The organism is Loktanella sp. M215 (assembly GCF_021735925.1).
Taxonomy (GTDB): domain Bacteria; phylum Pseudomonadota; class Alphaproteobacteria; order Rhodobacterales; family Rhodobacteraceae; genus Loktanella.
The window spans coordinates 1,347,564-1,364,645 of the sequence record NZ_WMEA01000001.1 but is presented as its reverse complement, the minus strand read 5'-3'; the positions used below and the strand labels follow the sequence as shown (position 1 = coordinate 1,364,645).

At 65.6% G+C, this 17,082-nt stretch carries 16 protein-coding genes; 7 read left to right on the top strand and 9 right to left on the bottom strand.

What is annotated here, in order from left to right:
- Window positions 1–2 precede the first annotated feature (2 nt).
- From GLR48_RS06635 to gspL, 4 genes are read right to left on the bottom strand one after another with little or no spacing between them, the layout of a single operon-like run.
- A complete protein-coding gene (locus tag GLR48_RS06635) occupies window positions 3–1,208 on the bottom strand; it encodes a type II secretion system F family protein (RefSeq protein ID WP_237059895.1) in 1,206 nt (401 codons plus the stop codon).
- A complete protein-coding gene (locus GLR48_RS06630; RefSeq protein ID WP_237059893.1) occupies window positions 1,209–2,702 on the bottom strand; it encodes a GspE/PulE family protein in 1,494 nt (497 codons plus the stop codon).
- Window positions 2,699–3,157, bottom strand: coding sequence for a type II secretion system protein GspM (gspM, locus tag GLR48_RS06625; protein ID WP_237059891.1), 459 nt, complete (start codon window positions 3,155–3,157; stop codon window positions 2,699–2,701). Before gspM ends, GLR48_RS06630 begins: the two co-directional genes overlap by 4 nt.
- Window positions 3,154–4,302, bottom strand: coding sequence for a type II secretion system protein GspL (gene gspL / locus GLR48_RS06620; protein ID WP_237059889.1), 1,149 nt, complete (start codon window positions 4,300–4,302; stop codon window positions 3,154–3,156). Before gspL ends, gspM begins: the two co-directional genes overlap by 4 nt.
- 76 nt (window positions 4,303–4,378) lie before the next feature.
- Between gspL and gspG the strand changes: the two genes are divergently transcribed.
- The 7 genes from gspG (at window position 4,379) to GLR48_RS06585 (ending at window position 10,861) form a co-directional block, all read left to right on the top strand.
- A complete protein-coding gene (gene gspG, locus GLR48_RS06615; RefSeq protein WP_237059887.1) occupies window positions 4,379–4,855 on the top strand; it encodes a type II secretion system major pseudopilin GspG in 477 nt (158 codons plus the stop codon).
- The gene (locus GLR48_RS06610; protein WP_272911377.1) at window positions 4,852–5,337 is read left to right on the top strand and encodes a prepilin-type N-terminal cleavage/methylation domain-containing protein; all 486 of its coding nucleotides are present in this window, start codon (window positions 4,852–4,854) and stop codon (window positions 5,335–5,337) included. Before gspG ends, GLR48_RS06610 begins: the two co-directional genes overlap by 4 nt.
- A complete protein-coding gene (gene gspI / locus GLR48_RS06605; RefSeq protein WP_237059878.1) occupies window positions 5,334–5,699 on the top strand; it encodes a type II secretion system minor pseudopilin GspI in 366 nt (121 codons plus the stop codon). Before GLR48_RS06610 ends, gspI begins: the two co-directional genes overlap by 4 nt.
- The gene (locus GLR48_RS06600) at window positions 5,699–6,577 is read left to right on the top strand and encodes a type II secretion system protein N (RefSeq protein WP_237059876.1); all 879 of its coding nucleotides are present in this window, start codon (window positions 5,699–5,701) and stop codon (window positions 6,575–6,577) included. Before gspI ends, GLR48_RS06600 begins: the two co-directional genes overlap by 1 nt.
- The gene (gene gspD, locus GLR48_RS06595) at window positions 6,574–8,526 is read left to right on the top strand and encodes a type II secretion system secretin GspD (protein WP_237059874.1); all 1,953 of its coding nucleotides are present in this window, start codon (window positions 6,574–6,576) and stop codon (window positions 8,524–8,526) included. Before GLR48_RS06600 ends, gspD begins: the two co-directional genes overlap by 4 nt.
- Before the next feature lie 136 nt (window positions 8,527–8,662).
- A complete protein-coding gene (locus GLR48_RS06590) occupies window positions 8,663–9,061 on the top strand; it encodes a hypothetical protein (protein WP_237059872.1) in 399 nt (132 codons plus the stop codon).
- 183 nt (window positions 9,062–9,244) lie between these two features.
- Window positions 9,245–10,861, top strand: coding sequence for a helicase-related protein (locus GLR48_RS06585; RefSeq protein WP_237059870.1), 1,617 nt, complete (start codon window positions 9,245–9,247; stop codon window positions 10,859–10,861).
- Window positions 10,862–10,876: 15 nt separating this feature from the next.
- Here the strand turns inward: GLR48_RS06585 and GLR48_RS06580 are convergent, their stop codons facing one another.
- From GLR48_RS06580 to GLR48_RS06560, 5 genes are all read right to left on the bottom strand, one after another.
- Complete coding sequence (locus GLR48_RS06580) at window positions 10,877–11,947, bottom strand: sn-glycerol-3-phosphate import ATP-binding protein UgpC (protein ID WP_237059860.1); 1,071 nt, start codon at window positions 11,945–11,947, stop codon at window positions 10,877–10,879.
- Window positions 11,947–12,810 carry a sn-glycerol-3-phosphate ABC transporter permease UgpE gene (gene ugpE, locus GLR48_RS06575; RefSeq protein WP_237059858.1) on the bottom strand — a complete coding sequence of 288 codons (864 nt, stop codon included), beginning with the start codon at window positions 12,808–12,810 and terminating at the stop codon, window positions 11,947–11,949. The genes GLR48_RS06580 and ugpE overlap by 1 nt, the downstream gene beginning before the upstream one ends.
- Window positions 12,803–13,684 (bottom strand): sn-glycerol-3-phosphate ABC transporter permease UgpA, encoded by an 882-nt coding sequence (gene ugpA, locus GLR48_RS06570; RefSeq protein ID WP_237059856.1) that lies wholly within the window; start codon window positions 13,682–13,684, stop codon window positions 12,803–12,805. Before ugpA ends, ugpE begins: the two co-directional genes overlap by 8 nt.
- Window positions 13,685–13,727: 43 nt before the next feature.
- Window positions 13,728–15,035 (bottom strand): sn-glycerol-3-phosphate ABC transporter substrate-binding protein UgpB, encoded by a 1,308-nt coding sequence (ugpB, locus tag GLR48_RS06565; RefSeq protein ID WP_237059854.1) that lies wholly within the window; start codon window positions 15,033–15,035, stop codon window positions 13,728–13,730.
- A gap of 308 nt (window positions 15,036–15,343) precedes the next feature.
- Window positions 15,344–17,062, bottom strand: a complete 1,719-nt coding sequence (locus GLR48_RS06560) for an ABC transporter substrate-binding protein (RefSeq protein WP_237059852.1) — start codon at window positions 17,060–17,062, stop codon at window positions 15,344–15,346.
- Window positions 17,063–17,082 lie beyond the last annotated feature (20 nt).

Sequence of the window (17,082 nt, the reverse complement as noted above, 5' to 3'; positions counted from 1 at the left end):
GGTCAGTTGACGAGGTTGTTCAGATTCACGATCGGCAGCAGGATCGACAGGACCAGCAGCATCACGATGCCCCCCATCAGCAGCAGCACGGCCGGTTCCACCAGCGCCACCAGTGCAGCCACCAGCGCATTGAGATCGCGCGCCTGATCGTCCGCCGCGCGGGTAAGCGTGGCACCCAGCACGCCACCCGCCTCGCCGCTCGCCACCATTGCGATCAGCATCGGGGGAAAGACATTGGCATCGGCCAGCGCGCGCGACAAGGCGGTGCCTTCACGGACGCGGGCGCTGGCGGCCTGCACGCTTTGCCGGATGTACAGGTTCGGCACCGTCTGGGCCGCCGCCTCCAGCGCGTCGGTCAAAGGGACCTGGCTGACGGTCAGGGTCGACAGCGTGCCCGCGAACTGCGCCGCGTTGGATTTGAGGACAAAGCTGCGGCTGACCGGTGCGCGGGCCAGGAACCGGTGCCAGCGCATCCTGACCGCCGGGCGGCGCAGGACAGCCCCCGTGGCAAAGACAGCCGCCACGACCCCGGCCAAGGTCACCAGCCCCCACTGGTTGATAAAATCCGACACCGCGATCAGGGCGCGCGTCAGAAACGGCAATTCCGCCCCGCGCGAGGTGAAGACCCGCACGATGTCAGGCACCACGAAAGTCAGCAGTGACACGATCACCGCCAGCGACACGACCGCGAGGATGGCAGGGTAAAGCAGTGCCAGTTGCACCGTCTGCCGGTTCTTGGCCCGCGTTTCGACGAAACCCGACAGCAGGTCCATGACGCGACCCAGCTGCCCCGAACTCTCGCCCGCCGCGACAGAGGCGCGGTAGTAGTCGCCGAAGGTCTGCGGATAATCGCCCAACGCCTGCGCGAAGCTGCGGCCGTCCAGTACGGACGACCGCAAGTTCAGGAGCAGGGTCGATACGGCGGGCTTGTCGGACTGATCAGCCACAGTCTTTAAGGATTGCTCGACCGAGATGCCGGACCCGATCAGCGTCGCCAACTGCCGGGTCACCAGCGTCAGCGCGCGGATCGGCACGGCCTTGCGGCGGACCGCTGGCGCACCGCGCCGTGCCGTCGTCGGCTCGACCGAGACGGGCATCAACTGGCGCGCGCGCAGGGCCGCGCGGGCGGCAGCGGCGTTGCCGGCCTCGACGATCCCCTTGGTCGTCTTGCCCGCCGGATCGACGGCGGAATAGGCGAAGGCGGCCATCTAGCCCTCGACCTCCGGCCGCGCGTCCTCGTGCACGGCGCGGGCGATTTCCTGCGGGCCGGTCAGCCCTGCCCGCATCTTGGCAATACCGTCCTGCAGGATACCGGTGCCGCGCGTCCGGGCGGCGGCGATCAGGTCAGCCTCGGCCCCCCCGTCATGCAGCATCCGTTCCAGCGCCGTATCGACCTCGATCACCTCGTACAGCGGCAGCCGCCCGCGATAGCCCGATCCGTGGCAGGTGTCGCAGCCCTGCCCGATCTGCACGACCTCTCCGGCCGGGACCAGCCCCGACAGCAGCGCGCTTTCCGCCTCGGTCAGAGCGTGATCCGCCGTGCACTCCGGGCAGGTCTGACGGACCAGCCGCTGCGCGATCAGGCCGCGCAGCATCGGCGCCAGCAGGAACCGCTCGACCCCCATCTCCACCAGCCGCGACACAGCACCAATGGCGGTGTTCGTATGCAGGGTCGAGATCACGAGGTGCCCGGTCATCGCACTTTCCACCGCGATCTGCGCCGTCTCGCGGTCGCGGATTTCGCCCACCATGATGACGTCAGGGTCCTGCCGCAGGATCGCGCGCAACCCGCGGGCAAAGGTCAGGTCGGTCTTGGCGTTCACCTGCATCTGCCCCACGCCGTCCATCGTGTATTCGATCGGGTCCTCGACCGTCATGATGTTGCGCTGCCGGTCGTTCAGCATGTCGAGACCCGCATACAGCGTCGTCGTCTTGCCCGACCCCGTCGGCCCCGTCACCAGCACCATGCCGTCGGGCCGCGCGAGGATGCGTTTCAGCCGCGCGTTGTCGGCCTCCGACAGGCCCAGATGGTCGATCCCGCGCAGGGTCTGGCCCCGGTCCAGAAGGCGCAGCACGACGCGTTCGCCGAACTGACTGGGGATCGTCGAAATCCGCACGTCCAGATCGTAGCCGCCGACGCGCAAGGACACGCGACCATCCTGCGGCAGACGCTTTTCGGCGATATCGAGCTTGCCCATCACCTTGATCCGGCTGACCAGCAGCGGCGCCAGCGCGCGCTTCGGGCTGATCACCTCGCGCAGGACCCCATCAATGCGGAAGCGGACCAGCAGGCGACGCTCTTCCGTCTCGATATGCACGTCCGAGGCACCTTCCTTCACCGCCTCCAGCAGCAGCGCGTTGATCAGGCGGACCACCGGCGCGTCGTCGTTCTGCGCCAGCAGGTCGTCGACAGAGGCGGAATCCGCCAGCGAGGCGAGGCTGTCATCCGCATCCGCGGCCACCTGTGCGGCCTCTGACGCCGAATCGCGGTAGGCCACGCCGAGGGCGGCCTCGAAGGCGGCCGGCGTGATCTCGGTAAAGGTCAGCGGCACACCTGCGATGCGCTGCGCCTCCATCAGCGCGCTGACGGGGGCGTCGGCCCGGCACAGGCAGACCGCACCGTCGTCCGGCGCCAGAACGACGCCGTGGGTCTGGGCAAAGCCGTAGGTCAGGCGCGGCGCGCGCAGCAGGGTCTCGCTCATCGGGCATCCTCCAGCAGGATCCGGGCCGAAACGACGCCGGGCGCGGGCCGGCGGTCCACCTCGATCGCCGCGACACGCACGCGCTGCGCGACCTCCAGATCGGCGATCCACAGGACCATCGCGGCAAAACCGGCATCTTCCAGAGTGACCCGCAACCCGTCCGATTCCGGTGCAAGGCGGCGCAGTTGCAGCCCCGCGCTGTCGGCGCTTTGCGTCACACGGGTCGCAATCGGCACGACGGGCGGCGGCGCTAGCGCAGGCGCCGGATCGGCGGCGCGGGCCAAGGCCGCCTGCGTGATCAGGCGGTAGGCCGCAATCTCCTCCGCCAATGCGGCACGGTGGGTCTGCAACGGCTGCCAGACGAATTGCCATGCGATCAGCAGCACGACCAGCGGCGCGGCCCCGGCAATCAGCACCCGCTCTCGCAGCGACAGGTTCGTGAACCAGCCCATCATGACGACGCCCTGCTGATCCGCATTTCCGCCTCTGCCCCGCCATCGCCCGCGCTGGCCGCACCCGGCCGGACGGCAAAGCCGCGTTCGCTCAAGCCCCGTTCGACCGCCTGAAGGCCATCCAGATCGGCGGCCTGCACCAGCACGACCAGTTCATTCCCTGCCGCACCCCACGCCAGCCGGCGAAAGCTGGCGGCAGCCCCGGCATCGCTCAGCGCCAGGGACACGTCGGACAACAAGGGCAGCAGCGCGCTCCCCTGCGGGGCCGCCACGGTCGGGGCGAGGCGCGCCAGGATCGGCCCCACGTCAGACGTCACCGCAATCCCCGGCAAGGGGCCGGCCATGGCCGCCTGCGCCGTCACCTTCGCACGGTCCGCGATCCGCGACAGGGCTGCGACATCGGCGGCAAGCACGGCCAGATGCGCCATCAGCCCCAGCGCCAGCACGCCTGCCACGACCATGACAGGCCGCCACGTCCGCGCCGCATCGCCCGGGCGCACCCGCGGCAGCCCGTAAGCCAGTTCAACCAGATCGGGCGGCGCGGGGATCGCGGGCACCGATGCCACACTCGTGGGCAGGGGATCACCCAAAGACGCCACAGCAGGCTGCCCCGCGCGCGTCCACAGCAAAGGCAACATGGCGGCAGAGGCCGCAAAACCCGTCCCGTCGGCGGCGCGCACGACACAGCGGTCCGCGTCGCGCCACACCGCCCACCCCTCTGCCGGGCGGGGGATCAGAAGGTATTCCGGCAGGATGCGGTCGGCTGCCACCGGACAGGCATCCAGCACGCCACGGTCGACGATAAAGGCCAGCTGCGGCGCACCGGCACTGGCCACGACCGGTCCCGGCGCCACGCGGGTCCGGTCGACAGAGGCGGCAATCCGGTCTTCTGCGGCAAAGGTCAGCATCGCCGCGCGTTGACGGGCACTGCTGCGGGGCAGGACGATCAGGGTACTGCCCACCTGCTCTGCGGCCAGCAGAAACGGGCGCGGTACACCGTCGCGCAACACCTCGGTCAGACGCCTTTGCAAGGCCTCGCCGCCGGGGCGGGCAACCTCTGGCGTCGTCGTGAGATTCAACTGGGGATCAGACACGCCTTCAGGGGCCGCAAAGCCCGCCTGATCGACGCTAACCCCTTGTGGTATCACGAATTATTTCCTTTTCACCCACCCTGTAGACTTGCTATGATCATACGAGCCACGCTGGCGAAAGGAAAACAGTTTCATGCCCCTGCTGCGTCCGCTGCGTCCCCGCCCGGCCAAACGTCGCGCGCCCGATGCCGGCGTCACCTTGATCGAGATGATGGTCGTGCTCGTCATCATCGCGCTGGTGGCCGCGATCATCGTGCCGAACGTCATCGGTCGCCCGGACGAGGCCCGCGTCGCCGTCGCCCAGACCGACATCCGTGCCATCGGATCGGCGCTGGAACTCTACCGTCTGGACAACCAGACCTATCCCACGACCTCGCAGGGGCTGGAGGCGCTGGTCACCCGTCCAACCAGCCCGCCGGAACCGCGCAACTGGGTCGCCGGCGGCTATCTGGCGCAACTGCCGGTCGATCCTTGGGGCAATGGCTATCTCTATCGCTCGCCGGGTGACACCGGCGGCTTCGACCTCGTGACGCTGGGGGCGGATGGCGCGCCGGGGGGCGACGGGCCTGCGGCGGATATCGCCCACGGCCAGGCGACCGCCGGCAATTGAGGGCCGCGCGCGCGCCACGCAGGGGCAAGGCTGGCGTCACCTTGGTCGAGGTGCTTGTCGTGCTGGTCCTGATCGGCGTCATGGCCGGGGCCGTCGGCCTGTCGCTGGGTCCTGCGGACCGTGGCGACGCCGTGGGCCGAGAGACCGATCTGCTGACCGCGCGCCTGAACCGCGCCGCCGACGAGGCCTTGCTGACCGGCGCGCCGGTGGCGTTCGTCTGGGACCCGCAGGGATACCGGTTCGAAGTGCCGGGCCCGGACGGATGGGTGCCGCACCCGGTCAGCCTATTGGGCGACCCGCATCCCATGGCCGGCGGCGTGGATCTGTCGCAGGGCGAATCGGACGGCCGCTTCGTCGTCACCGCCGATCTGCTGCCAGAAACCGGCCAGCCGCTGGTCGTGACCCTGCGCGGCGGCCAAATCTCGGACGTCCGCGTCCAGTTCGACGGCGTCAACGCCCAGCGACTGGCACCCGCGTCATGACGCAACGCGCACCGCAGGCAGGCTTCACCCTGATCGAGGCGCTAGTGGCGATGGCCGTGCTGGCGCTCGGCGCCGTCTCGCTGCTGACCGCGACCGAGGGCCATTCCGCGCGGATCAGCGCCCTGACCGACCGGACCGCTGCCCGCTGGACCGCGGATTACGCTTTGGCTCTGGCCGGATTGGGCGATACGCCAGAGGCAGAGATCACGATGCTGGGACGCCGCTTTTCCGTCGGACTGGATGTGGCGGACGTGGACGGCGCGGATTTGCAGTCGCTCACCGTCTCGGTCTCTGTCCCGGGTGACAGCGTCGACGCTGTCCTGTATCTTGCAACCGGTTACCGATTGGCAGGTCCGGAATGATGCGTGTTTCGCTGGGCAAGATCCTTCAGGGCGGCGTGGCCGTTCTGGTTCTGGGGTCGCTTGCGGTAGCCGCAGCGCCGTTGACATGGCATCTGCGCGGCCAGACGACGGCCCTGCCCGCGGCCGCGCCTGTTGCTGTCGCCGCCGTCACACCGCCAGCGCCCCCCGACATTGGCCCGATCCTGACCCTTGCGCCCTTTGGCAGCAGCGCTGTCGCGGCGCCGCAGACGGCGGCGGCAGCACCTTCGGACTTGACGTTGCTGGGCATCGTCCTGCGCGACGATCCGGCCGAATCGATGGCCCTGATCGCCGCGGACGGCACGCCCGCAAACTTTCGGACCGGCAACAAGATTGGCGACACTGCCATCCTCGACCGGGTCAACGCCGACCACGTCGTCCTGCTGGTCGGAGCAGAGCGCGTGATCCTCGGCTTTCCGAACGCTGATCCGGTGACCCTGGATGAAGGGGTCATCGCACCCGCGACGACCCCCAGCCCGGCGGACCTGCTGGCCGCAATCTCGGCCGCGCCCGCGACCGAGGACTACACCGAACCCGACGCCGCACTGCCGCCGCCTGTCACGACGCAGGACTACATCGACCTGTGGCGCGCGCGTATCACGGCAAATCCCAAACAGGTCTTGGACGAAATTGGTTTGGTGGCTGGCGATAATGGCTATACCATTGCTGAAAATCACGACAGCGGAGTTACCCGCGCAGGACTACAGGCAGGAGATCTGGTGAAAACGGTAAACGGCCAGCCCGTCGGCAATGTCGACAGCGACCGCGCCCTCTATGACGAGGTCGCCAATTCGGGCATGGCCCGGATTGAGGTCGAACGCGATGGCCGCACCATGACCCTGTCGTTTCCGCTGCAATGATGCGCCTTCTTGCATCCTGCGCACTCATCGTGTCGCTGACGGTCACGTCACTGCGGGCGCAGACGGATACCTATACGATCAACCTGCGCGACGCCGATATCTCGGTGCTGGCGGAACAGATTTCCGACATCACCAAGCGTACGCTGATCCTCGACCCCGCCCTGACAGGCAATGTGACCGTTGTGTCCGCCGAGGCGCTGGACGCCGTCGGCGTCTGGTCCCTGTTCCAGTCGATCCTGCGCGCGCGCGGCTTTGTCGCCGTGCAGTCCGGCACCGTCTGGCAGGTCGTGCCGGAAGCGGAGCAGCGCACCGTTAGCGGCCCCGGCGACAACACGCCCGTCGGCGCGCAGGACGTCGTGACCGAGATGCTGCGCCTCGACCGCCTGCCCTCGGCCGAGGCGGTGCGCGTCTTGCGGCCCCTCGTGGCCGAAAGCGGCTATCTTGAAGCGGTGGAGGATCCCAACGCGATCATCATCACCGACACCCGCGCCAACGTCGACCGCATCATGCAGATCGCCAATGCCTTCGACGGCGACGCGCAGGTCCGGGCAGAGGTGATCCGCTTCCGTGCCGCCGACGCCTCTTCCGTCGGGCAGGCGATCCTCGACGTGCTTGGCCCCGCCGGGACCGGCGCACGGCTCAGCGTCGATGCGGGGGCGAACCTGCTGCTGGTGCGCGGCTCGCCAGCGGACATCGAGGAAATTCGCCAACTGGCACAGGCCATGGACGTGCGCCCGCCAGAGGCGCCGGGCGCACAGGTTTCGACCAGCGTCTTTGCCCTGCAATACGGCGACGCGGCGATCATCGCGGACATCATCCGCGGCACCGTGGGCGACGCCACAAGCATCACGAACCCGATTGCCGCCGACGTGGGCGCCGCCGCAGACACGACCGCGGTGGACGAAAACGGCGACCCGGTCGCCGGCGTCTTTACCCCCGTCAGCCGCCAGCCGACCGCCGTCCCCGCCGTCACGATCACGCCGTCGATCGAGACGAACGCCATCATCGTGCGCGGCACATCCGCTCAGGTGGCCGAGATCGGGCAGTTGATCCACACGCTCGACAAGCGCCGCCCGCAGGTGATGATCGAAGCCGCCATCGTCGAGGTGTCCGGCGACGTGGCCGAACGACTGGGTGCGCAGCTGGGCTTTGGCACCACACAGGCGCAGGGCGCACTGGGTGCGTCGTCGTTCAGCAATGGCGGCGTGTCGTTGCAGGGCGTGCTGGCCGCCGTCGGTGCGCCAGCCTCTGTCGCGCTGTCCACCGGTGCCACCTTGGCCGCCAGCAACAACGACTTTGGCCTGCTGGTGCAGGCGCTGTCGAATTCCAGCCGCGCGCGGCTGCTGTCCACGCCGTCGGTGACCACGCTGGATAACGAACCCGCCACCATCGTCGTGGGCCAGAACGTGCCGTTCCGCACCGGCAGCTTTGCCACCGATGGCAACACGCTGACGCCCTTCACCACCATCGAACGGCAGGATGTCGGCATCACGATGAACGTGGTGCCGCGGATCACCGCGGGCGGTGTCGTGCAGCTGGTGATCGAGCAGGAGATCAGCTCTCTGGTCAACGGCAATGTCGAAGGGGCCGCCGATCTGGTCACCAACCGGCGCGTCATCAACACGACCGTCATGGCCGACAACGGCGGAACCGTCGTGCTGGGCGGCCTGATTACCGACGACCGCCTGAACAGCGAACAGAAGGTGCCGGGTCTGGGCGACATCCCCGTTCTCGGAAACCTCTTCAAGTCCCGCAACGCCAGCGAAAGCCGCCGCACGCTCTTTGTCTTCCTGCGCCCGACAATCCTGCGCGACCGCGCCGACATTCAGGCCGCCGCCACCAACCGGATGAACCGGCTGCGTCAGGCCGACGCGACGGGCGTCCCGCGCACGATCCTGCGTGAACAGGAAGTCCGTCAGCTGCCGCTGGAAATTCAGGGCCTTTACTGACCCTGCAGCAGCGTCGGTAAGATGCCTTGCCCGCGTCCGCCTGCGCCAAAGTCCTGCCATATTAACCTTACATCTCTCGTGGCAGGAACACCGGACGACACGATCCGGCGCAGGACCAAGATCGAGGGTCAGCACGATGACGACAGCAGCACTGCAAGCCACCACACCGGCGCCGCGACCGACGGCGCACCGCGCAGGTCCCCCCGCGACCGGCGACGTCCGACAGCGGTTCCTGCAAATCTACTGGACGCGGCATGACGAACTCGAGGTGCTGCTGGACCGGTCAAGCTATCCCGGCGAAGCCATTGACGCGATGCGCGATGCCGCAGCGATTCTGCGCCGGGTCATCGGGTCCGCCACCGCGATCGGACTGGATGATCTGGTCCACGCGGCACAGCTTGTCGAAAACCACATCCGCACCCGCATGGCAGAGCAGATCATCGACTTTCACGACGTTCGAGGCGTTCTGAACGCCTACCTCGACATCTCCATGCAGGTCTGCAACCCGACAGAGCGTGTTCTGGACGAAGGCTGATCCCATCCATGCTGGCGCGGGACGCGAGACGGGGGCCGTCGCGCCACCGCAGGGCCGCCGAAACTGCGCATAATCTACAAGCCGTTTGACTGACCCGCAGTCAGCCGCCGATGCGGTGGCATGACAGGGATCAAAATAATCCGCCCGGCGTTCAACCGCACAGCTGCAAACGGGATGGACCACATGGCGCTTTCACACCTCAATTACAGGGACCACGACCTGCTGTTCGGCGAGGACGCGCTGGAACCCGGAGATGCCGTCGTGCATTTCGAACACGGGCTGGCGCGCTATGACGGTCGCATGGACTGCGACATTGGCGACGTCGACCAGACCCTGACCACCTTCATGTACCGCGATGGCGGCAAGCTGATGCTGCCCGCGCGCGAGGGCGAGGATTTCTGGCGTTTCGGCGCGCCGGCCGACAGCCTGACCCTCGATCGGCTAAAGGCCGGCGACTGGCTGAAGCGGCGCGACGAGATGATCATGGAACTGCGCGAAAGCGCCGACCGCATGATCGAGATCGACGAAGCACGGCGGTCAACGGACGCCGTGCCCCTGAAACCGAAGGCCAAGGCTTACGGCGCCGTCGAGGCCGACTTTGCCCACAAACCCACCAAGGATCAGGACCGCGCCATCCGGGCGGTGTTGCAGGATATGGGACAGACGACGCCGATGGACCGTCTGCTGGTGGGCGATGTGGGCTTTGGCAAGACCGAGGTTGCGGTGCGAGCCGCCGCCGCAGCGGCGCTGAGCGGCCATCAGGTTATCGTCGCAGCCCCGACCACAGTGCTCGCGCGCCAGCACTTCAACACCTTCCGCACCAGGCTTGAAGACCACGGTATCAAGGTGGCCGAACTTTCCCGCCTGACCACGGCCGAGGATCGCGCGGCCACCCTCGACGGCCTGAACAGTGGCGCCATCGCTGTCGTCATCGGCACGCAGGCGCTGCTGGACGATGCCATCACCTTTGCCGCACTTGCGCTTGTCATCATCGACGAGGAACAGAAGTTCGGCGAAGAACAGAAGACCCAGCTCCGCCATCTCGCGCCCGGCGTGCATGTCCTCAGCATGACCGCCACGCCGATCCCGCGGTCGCTGGCGGCGGCAGAGGTTGGACTTGTCGATGTGTCCGTCGTGGCGACTGCCCCCAAGAACCGCAGGCCCGTCGAAACACGGCTGTGCGCCCGCGATGTCGACGCCGTGCTGCAGGCGGTCGAGACTGAGACCGCACGCGACGGCCAATCCTACATCGTCTGCCCCCGCGTCGCCGGTGTCACCGAACTGGATGCGATCCTGAAAACGCGCAAGGTCGGCTTTACCTATACCATCGCCCACGCCCAGATGCCCGACGAGGAGATGGCCGCCGCGATGCTGTCCTTCATGGACGGCGATGTCGACGTGCTACTGTCGACTTCGATCATCGAAAGCGGTCTGGACAATGGCCGCGCTAACACGATGGCTGTCTGGAACGCCGACCGGTTCGGCCTGTCGCAACTGCACCAGTTGCGTGGCCGGATCGGACGCAGCCAACTGCCCGCCCACATGCTGCTGATGACCGGCATCGACCTCGACACACCCGGCGAAGCCGCCGACCGCTTGACGGCCTTTTGCGAGATGTCAGAGATCGGCGCCGGTTTCCGCATCGCCCGCAAGGACCGCGATATCCGCGGCTTTGGCACGCTGGACGGGACAGAGCAGTCGGGTCAGATGTCGCGCCTTGGGATCGGCCTCTATCGTCACATCCTGAAACATCACATCGGCATGACGCCCCGCGCCGCCAAGACGCGCAAGGCGTCCTGACGGCGTTGCTCAGCTTCAGATCCGCGCGCCAGAGGTTGCGTCGAACAGATGGACACTGTCCGGTTCTGGCACGACATGCAGCGTCTCGCCCTCGGTCAGCCGCCGTGCGCCCGGCACGCGGACGACGAGTTCCACCGCAGGGTCATCCTGCAGGACCGTATGGGCATAGGCGTCGGCCCCCAGCGTTTCGACCGCGCGTACCCGCAGCGGCAGTGCACCGGCATGGCTCGCCTCGACCGTCGTCAGGTGTTCGGGCCGTAAACCGACCGTGACCCGTCTGCCCTGATGACCCGCTGCTACGGGCAGCGCGATCGTCTGGCCACTGGCCACAAGCAGGCCTTCAGTCCCAAGCGTTCCGTTGACGAAGTTCATCGCAGGCGACCCGATGAAACCGGCCACAAAAACATTGGCGGGCCGGTCATAGATCGCCATCGGTGTGTCGATCTGTTCGGCCACACCCGCATTCATCACGATCAGCCGGTCGGCCAGCGTCATCGCCTCGGTCTGGTCATGGGTGACGTAAAGCGAGGTGGTGCCGACCGTGCGCTGCATTTCCTTGATCTGCAGACGCATCTGGACCCGCAGCTTGGCGTCGAGGTTCGACAGCGGCTCGTCGAAAAGGAACGCCGCCGGGTCGCGCACCAGTGCGCGGCCCATGGCGACCCGCTGGCGCTGACCGCCGGACAGGGCGCGCGGCTTGCGGTCAAGGAAGTCCGACAGGTTCAGCATGGCAGCCGCCTTATCCACCCGCGCCTTGATCTCGGCCTTAGGCATGTTCGCGATCTTCAGCCCGTAGGCCATGTTGTCAAAAACCGTCATGTGCGGGTAAAGCGCGTAGTTCTGGAACACCATCGCGATATCCCGCGCGCGGGGTTCCAGATCGTTGACGACGCGGCCGCCAATGTCGATCTCGCCGCTGGTGATTGCCTCAAGCCCCGCGACCATGCGCAGCAGGGTGGACTTGCCGCAGCCGGAGGGGCCGACGATCACGACGAATTCGCCGTCGGGCACGTCGATGGACACGCCGTGGATGACCTCTTGCTTGGCATAGGTCTTGCGCACGTCGCGCAGGGAAATCGTCGCCATTACTTTTCAGTCTCCACAAGGCCTTTGACGAACCAACGCTGCATCAGCACCACGACCAGCACGGGCGGCAGGATCGCCAGCACCGCCGTCACCATGACAAGGTTCCACGGCGTATCCGCATCTGCGAAAGAGATCATCTTGCGCAGGGCGATGACGATGGTGTTCATCGAATTGGAATTGGTGACCAGCAGCGGCCACAGGTATTGCGTCCATCCGTAGATGAACAGGATCACGAACAGCGCCGCGATGTTTGTCGTCGACAGCGGCAACAGAATATCCTTGAAGAACCGCCACGGCCCTGCCCCATCGACGCGGGCCGCCTCCAGCAGCTCGTTCGGGATCGTCATGAAGAACTGGCGGAACAGCAGGGTCGCCGTGGCCGAGGCGATCAGCGGCAGGATCAGGCCCGCGTAGGTGTCGATCAGGTGCAGCTGCACCATGACCTTGTAGGTCGGCATGATCCGCACCTCGACCGGCAGCATCAGCGTGATGAAGATCAGCCAGAAGCAGGCCATGCGGAACGGAAACCGAAAGAAGACCATCGCATAGGCCGACGCCATCGAGATGATGATCTTGCCCACCGCGATCCCGACCGCGACGATGGCCGTATTCGCCAGCAGCCGCCCAACGCTGACCCCGCCAATCCGCCCGATGCCGCCCGAAATGGCCTCGCCGTAGTTCGCAGGGCCTTCGGCCCCCGGCAACAGCGGCAACGGCGGGCGCAGGATGGTCTGCAGCGTATGGGTCGAGGCGATGACGACGTAATAGATCGGGAAGGCCACGATCAGCACGCCGAGGATCAGAAAGATGTGAGCCACCACGCGACTGCGCTGGGACGATCCCACCATGCCGTGGTCAGCCATAATGCACCCTCCGTTCGACATACTTGAACTGGAAGGCGGTCAGCGTGATGACGATGGCCATCAGGATCACCGACTGCGCGGCCGACGACCCCAGCAGGAAGTTGTTGTAGCCGTCGTTGTACACCTTGTAGACCAGCGTCTCGGTCGCCTTGCCGGGGCCACCGCCGGTGACGGCGTGGATGATCCCGAACGTGTCGAACAAGGCGTAGACGGAATTCACGACCAGCAGGAAGAATGTCGTGGGTGCCAGCAGCGGGAACACAATAGTCCAGAACCGGCGGGCAGAGCCTGCACCGTCGATGGCAGCAGCCTCGATCAAGGACTTCGGGATCGCCTGAAGCCCTGCCACGAAGAACAGGAAGTTATAGCTGATCTGCTTCCAACTGGCCGCCGCGATCACAAGCCCCATCGCCTGACTCGAGTTCAGCAACGGGTCCCAGTCGATCCCCATCTGGCGCAGCGGCCAGGCCAGCGTGCCGAACGACGGGTTGAACATGAACAGCCACAGCATGCCGGCAATGGCGGGGGCGACCGCATAGGGCCAGATCATCAGCGTGCGATAGAACGCCTTGCCGGTCAGCACTTTTTCCGCCTGCACCGCCAGCAGCAGGGCGATGGACATCGACAGAAAGGCCGTCACGACGGAAAAGAACGCCGTCACCTGAATGGAATTGAGGTAGGCCGGATCGCTCAGCACCTTGCGAAAGTTGTCGAGGCCCACGAATTTCGAGCTCAGCCCGAAGGGATCCTCTTTCAACGTCGACTGCCACATGGCCTGAAACGCCGGCCAGTAGAAGAACACGAGCGAGATCAGCAGCTGCGGCAGGACCAGCAGCCACGGCAAAAAGCGGTGGGGGAATGTTGCGCGGTTCATAGGGGAATCCGGCCGCCCCGCAGGCGGGGCGGCCGGTCACAGGTCACTGACCCATGGCCTCCTTGATGGCGGCGTTGCCACGCTCGACGGCATTGTCCAGCGCCTGCTGGGCGGTCTGGTCGCCGGCCAGCATCTTTTCGAACTCCTCGTTCTCGATGTCGCGGATCTGCGGCAGGTTCGGCAGACGCACACCCTTGGAGTTCTCGGTAGGCGCCTTGCCCATCATCTGCGTGATCGGCGTCTCGCGGCCCGGATTTTCGTCATAGAACCCGCTGGCCTTGGTGGCCTCGTAAGCCTCCATCGTCACCGGCAGATAGCCGGAGGTCTGGTGCAGGTATTCTTGCACGTCGGCCTGCGACAGGTAATCGAAGAAGGCGGCGACACCGGCGTAGGTCTCGTCCGACTTGCCGCCCATCACCCACAGCGACGCACCGCCCGGAATGGTGTTCTGCGGGCCATTGCCTGCGGTGTCATAGGGCAGTTGCCCGATGCCATAGTTCATGCCGGACTTGACGATATCGCCCAGACCGCCAGAGCTTTCGGTGAAGATCCCGCATTCCCCCGCAAGGAAGATCTGCTTGGCCTCTGACGTGCGGCCGCCGTACTTGAACGTCCCGTCCTTCGCCAGATCGGCGATCTGCTGGAAATGGTTCACGAAGATCGGCGCGTTGATCAGCAGTTCCGGCGTGGCCCCCGGCTCCAGCCCGTTGCCTTGGGTGGCATAGGGCACGTTGTTCCAGGCGGCGAAGTTTTCCAGATGGATCCACGTCAGCCAGGTCGAGGTATAGCCGCAGGGGGCGGCACCCGTTTCCTTGATCGTCTTGGCCATGGACCAGACATCGTCCCAGGTCGCGGGCGGCGTGTTCGGGTCAAGGCCCGCTTTTTCAAAGATGTCCTTGTTGTAATAGGTGATCGGCGAGGACGAGTTGTAGGGGAACGACAGCATCGTGCCGTCCGGCTTGGAATAATAGGCCACGATTCCCGGCAAATAGGCGGACTTGTCAAAGGTCATGCCGGCATTGGTCAGCACGTCGGCCACGGGCATCACAGCGCCTTCGGCACCCATCATCACACCGGTCCCCACGTCGAAGACCTGAATGATGTCGGGGGCCTGCCCCGCGCGGAACGCGGCGATCCCGGCGTTCAGCGTCTCGGGATAGGTGCCCTTGAAGACGGGCATGATCTTGTAATCGGACTGGCTGGCGTTGAAGTCGGAGGCGATCTTCTCCACGACTTCCGAATTCGCCCCGGTCATCGCGTGCCACCAGCTGATGTCGGTCTGTGCCTGTGCGGCCATGCCCGACAGAGTCAGGGCTGCCAGCGACGCGGCCAGCGTGTTCAATTTATTCATGATTTTCCTCCATAAGATGCCTTGCGACAAGGCTGTCGACTCGGGTGCGGTCTAGCGGCGTCATGTAAGGATTATGCGACACATCAGCCTCCCCACTGATGGGTCCCGTCACATTGCCGAAAGCGGCCATCGTCATCGTCGTACCAAGTCTCAAGACGAACGCCGGGAAAATCAAGGGTGCTGTTTTCAAGGCGGCGCGTTCTGGTCGCCCCCTGTCACGCAACGCCACCAGCCGGGGGTCTGTGGATTATCGCGCGCGGGTAAAAAAAACCGGGGCGCAGATGCTGCGCCCCGGTCAGGATCAAGATTTACTGGTTCCAGGACGCGACGAGTTCGTCGTAGCCGATGGTCTTCGGCTCTTCGTCTTCGTTTTCCAGCTTGGGCTTGGGCGCACCCGGCTGGTCCAGCCAGTATTGCGCGTCCATTTCTTCGCCCAAAACCGGGCCAAGTTCACCCTGGATGCCGGACCGCTCGATGCGCTCCATCACGTTTTCCATGTCGGCACACAGCTGATCCAGCGCATCTTGCGATGTCTTCGCACCGGACATTGCGTCGCCGATGTTCTGCCACCACAGCTGCGCCAGCTTCGGATAGTCAGGCACGTTGGTACCGGTGGGCGACCAGCGCACGCGGTCGGGCGAGCGGTAGAATTCCACCAGACCGCCCAGTTTGTCAGCCCGTTCGGTGAAGTGGTCGGAGTTGATCGTCGACTCGCGGATGAAGGTCAGGCCCACGTCGGACTTCTTCACGTCGACCGTCATCGAGGTCACGAACTGCGCATAAAGCCATGCGGCCTTGGCGCGGTCCACCGGAGTCGATTCCATCAACGTCCAGCTGCCCACGTCCTGATAGCCGACCTTCATGCCCTCTTCCCAATACGCACCATGCGGGCTGGGGGCGAGGCGCCATTTCGGCGTGCCATCTTCGTTCATCACCGCGTCCGAGGCGACCAGCGGGGCCACGAATGTCGTGTACATGAACATCTGCTGCGCGATGTTGCCTTGGGCGGGGACCGGACCGGCCTCCGAGAAGGTCATGCCGGCAGCAGAAGGCGGCGAGTAGTCCTTGAGCCACTTGATCGCTTTGTCGACCGCATAGACCGACGCGGGCGAATTCGTGGCACCGCCACGGGTCACGCAGGCACCGACGGGCTGCGAGTTTTCGTTCACGCGGATGCCCCATTCGTCGACCGGCAGGCCGTTGGGTTCACCTTTGTCGCCCATCCCGGCCATGGACATCCATGCGTCGGTATAGCGCCAGCCAAGGCTGGGGTCCTTCTTGCCGTAGTCCATGTTGCCATAGACCGTATCCTCGACCCCCATGCGCGACAGGTCGCGGTTGGTAAAGAATTCGGCGATATCCTCGTAGGCGGACCAGTTCACCGGAACGCCCAGATCGTAGCCATACTTTTCCTTGAAGTCGGCCTTGTTCTGCTCGTCGTTGAACCAATCGTACCGGAACCAGTAAAGGTTCGCGAACTGCTGGGTCGGCAGCTGGTACAGCTTGCCATCGGGCGCGGTCGTGAACTGCAGGCCGATGAAATCGTCCAGGTTCAGCGTGGGCGAGGTGACGTCAGCACCTTCGCCGGCCATCCAGTCGGTCAGGTTGCGGACCTGCTGATAGCGCCAGTGCGTGCCGATCAGGTCAGAGTCGTTGACGTAGGCGTCATAGATGTTCTCGCCCGACTGCATCTGCGTCTGCAGCTTTTCGACGACGTCGCCTTCACCGATCAGATCGTGGGTGATGTTGATACCGGTGATCGCGGTGAACGCCGGGGCCAGCACCTGGGATTCGTATTCATGCGTCGTGATGGTTTCCGACACGACGTTGATGTCCATGCCGACGAAAGGCTGGGCGGCGTCGACGAACCACTGCATCTCGGCTTCCTGATCCGCGCGGGACAGGGTCGAGACGTCGCCGATTTCCGCATCAAGGAACGCGGTGGCCGCGGCCATGTCAGCCCACGCGGGCTGGGTCAGGGCGAGTGCCAGTCCCAGCGCCGTGGTGGATCTGTAAAGAACGTTCATTATAGGTTTCCTCCCTTTTT

Bases quoted from the DNA above. Each gene is read 5' to 3' on its own strand.
- GLR48_RS06590 (WP_237059872.1), top strand. From the start codon at position 8,663: ATGACGACAGCAGCACTGCAAGCCACCACACCGGCGCCGCGACCGACG.
- GLR48_RS06580 (WP_237059860.1), bottom strand. From the start codon at position 11,947: ATGGCGACGATTTCCCTGCGCGACGTGCGCAAGACCTATGCCAAGCAA.
- gspD (WP_237059874.1), top strand. From the start codon at position 6,574: ATGATGCGCCTTCTTGCATCCTGCGCACTCATCGTGTCGCTGACGGTC.
- ugpB (WP_237059854.1), bottom strand. From the start codon at position 15,035: ATGAATAAATTGAACACGCTGGCCGCGTCGCTGGCAGCCCTGACTCTG.
- GLR48_RS06585 (WP_237059870.1), top strand. From the start codon at position 9,245: ATGGCGCTTTCACACCTCAATTACAGGGACCACGACCTGCTGTTCGGC.
- GLR48_RS06630 (WP_237059893.1), bottom strand. From the start codon at position 2,702: ATGAGCGAGACCCTGCTGCGCGCGCCGCGCCTGACCTACGGCTTTGCC.
- ugpA (WP_237059856.1), bottom strand. From the start codon at position 13,684: ATGAACCGCGCAACATTCCCCCACCGCTTTTTGCCGTGGCTGCTGGTC.
- GLR48_RS06560 (WP_237059852.1), bottom strand. From the start codon at position 17,062: ATGAACGTTCTTTACAGATCCACCACGGCGCTGGGACTGGCACTCGCC.
- ugpE (WP_237059858.1), bottom strand. From the start codon at position 12,810: ATGGCTGACCACGGCATGGTGGGATCGTCCCAGCGCAGTCGCGTGGTG.
- gspG (WP_237059887.1), top strand. From the start codon at position 4,379: ATGCCCCTGCTGCGTCCGCTGCGTCCCCGCCCGGCCAAACGTCGCGCG.
- gspI (WP_237059878.1), top strand. From the start codon at position 5,334: ATGACGCAACGCGCACCGCAGGCAGGCTTCACCCTGATCGAGGCGCTA.
- GLR48_RS06635 (WP_237059895.1), bottom strand. From the start codon at position 1,208: ATGGCCGCCTTCGCCTATTCCGCCGTCGATCCGGCGGGCAAGACGACC.
- gspM (WP_237059891.1), bottom strand. From the start codon at position 3,157: ATGATGGGCTGGTTCACGAACCTGTCGCTGCGAGAGCGGGTGCTGATT.
- GLR48_RS06600 (WP_237059876.1), top strand. From the start codon at position 5,699: ATGCGTGTTTCGCTGGGCAAGATCCTTCAGGGCGGCGTGGCCGTTCTG.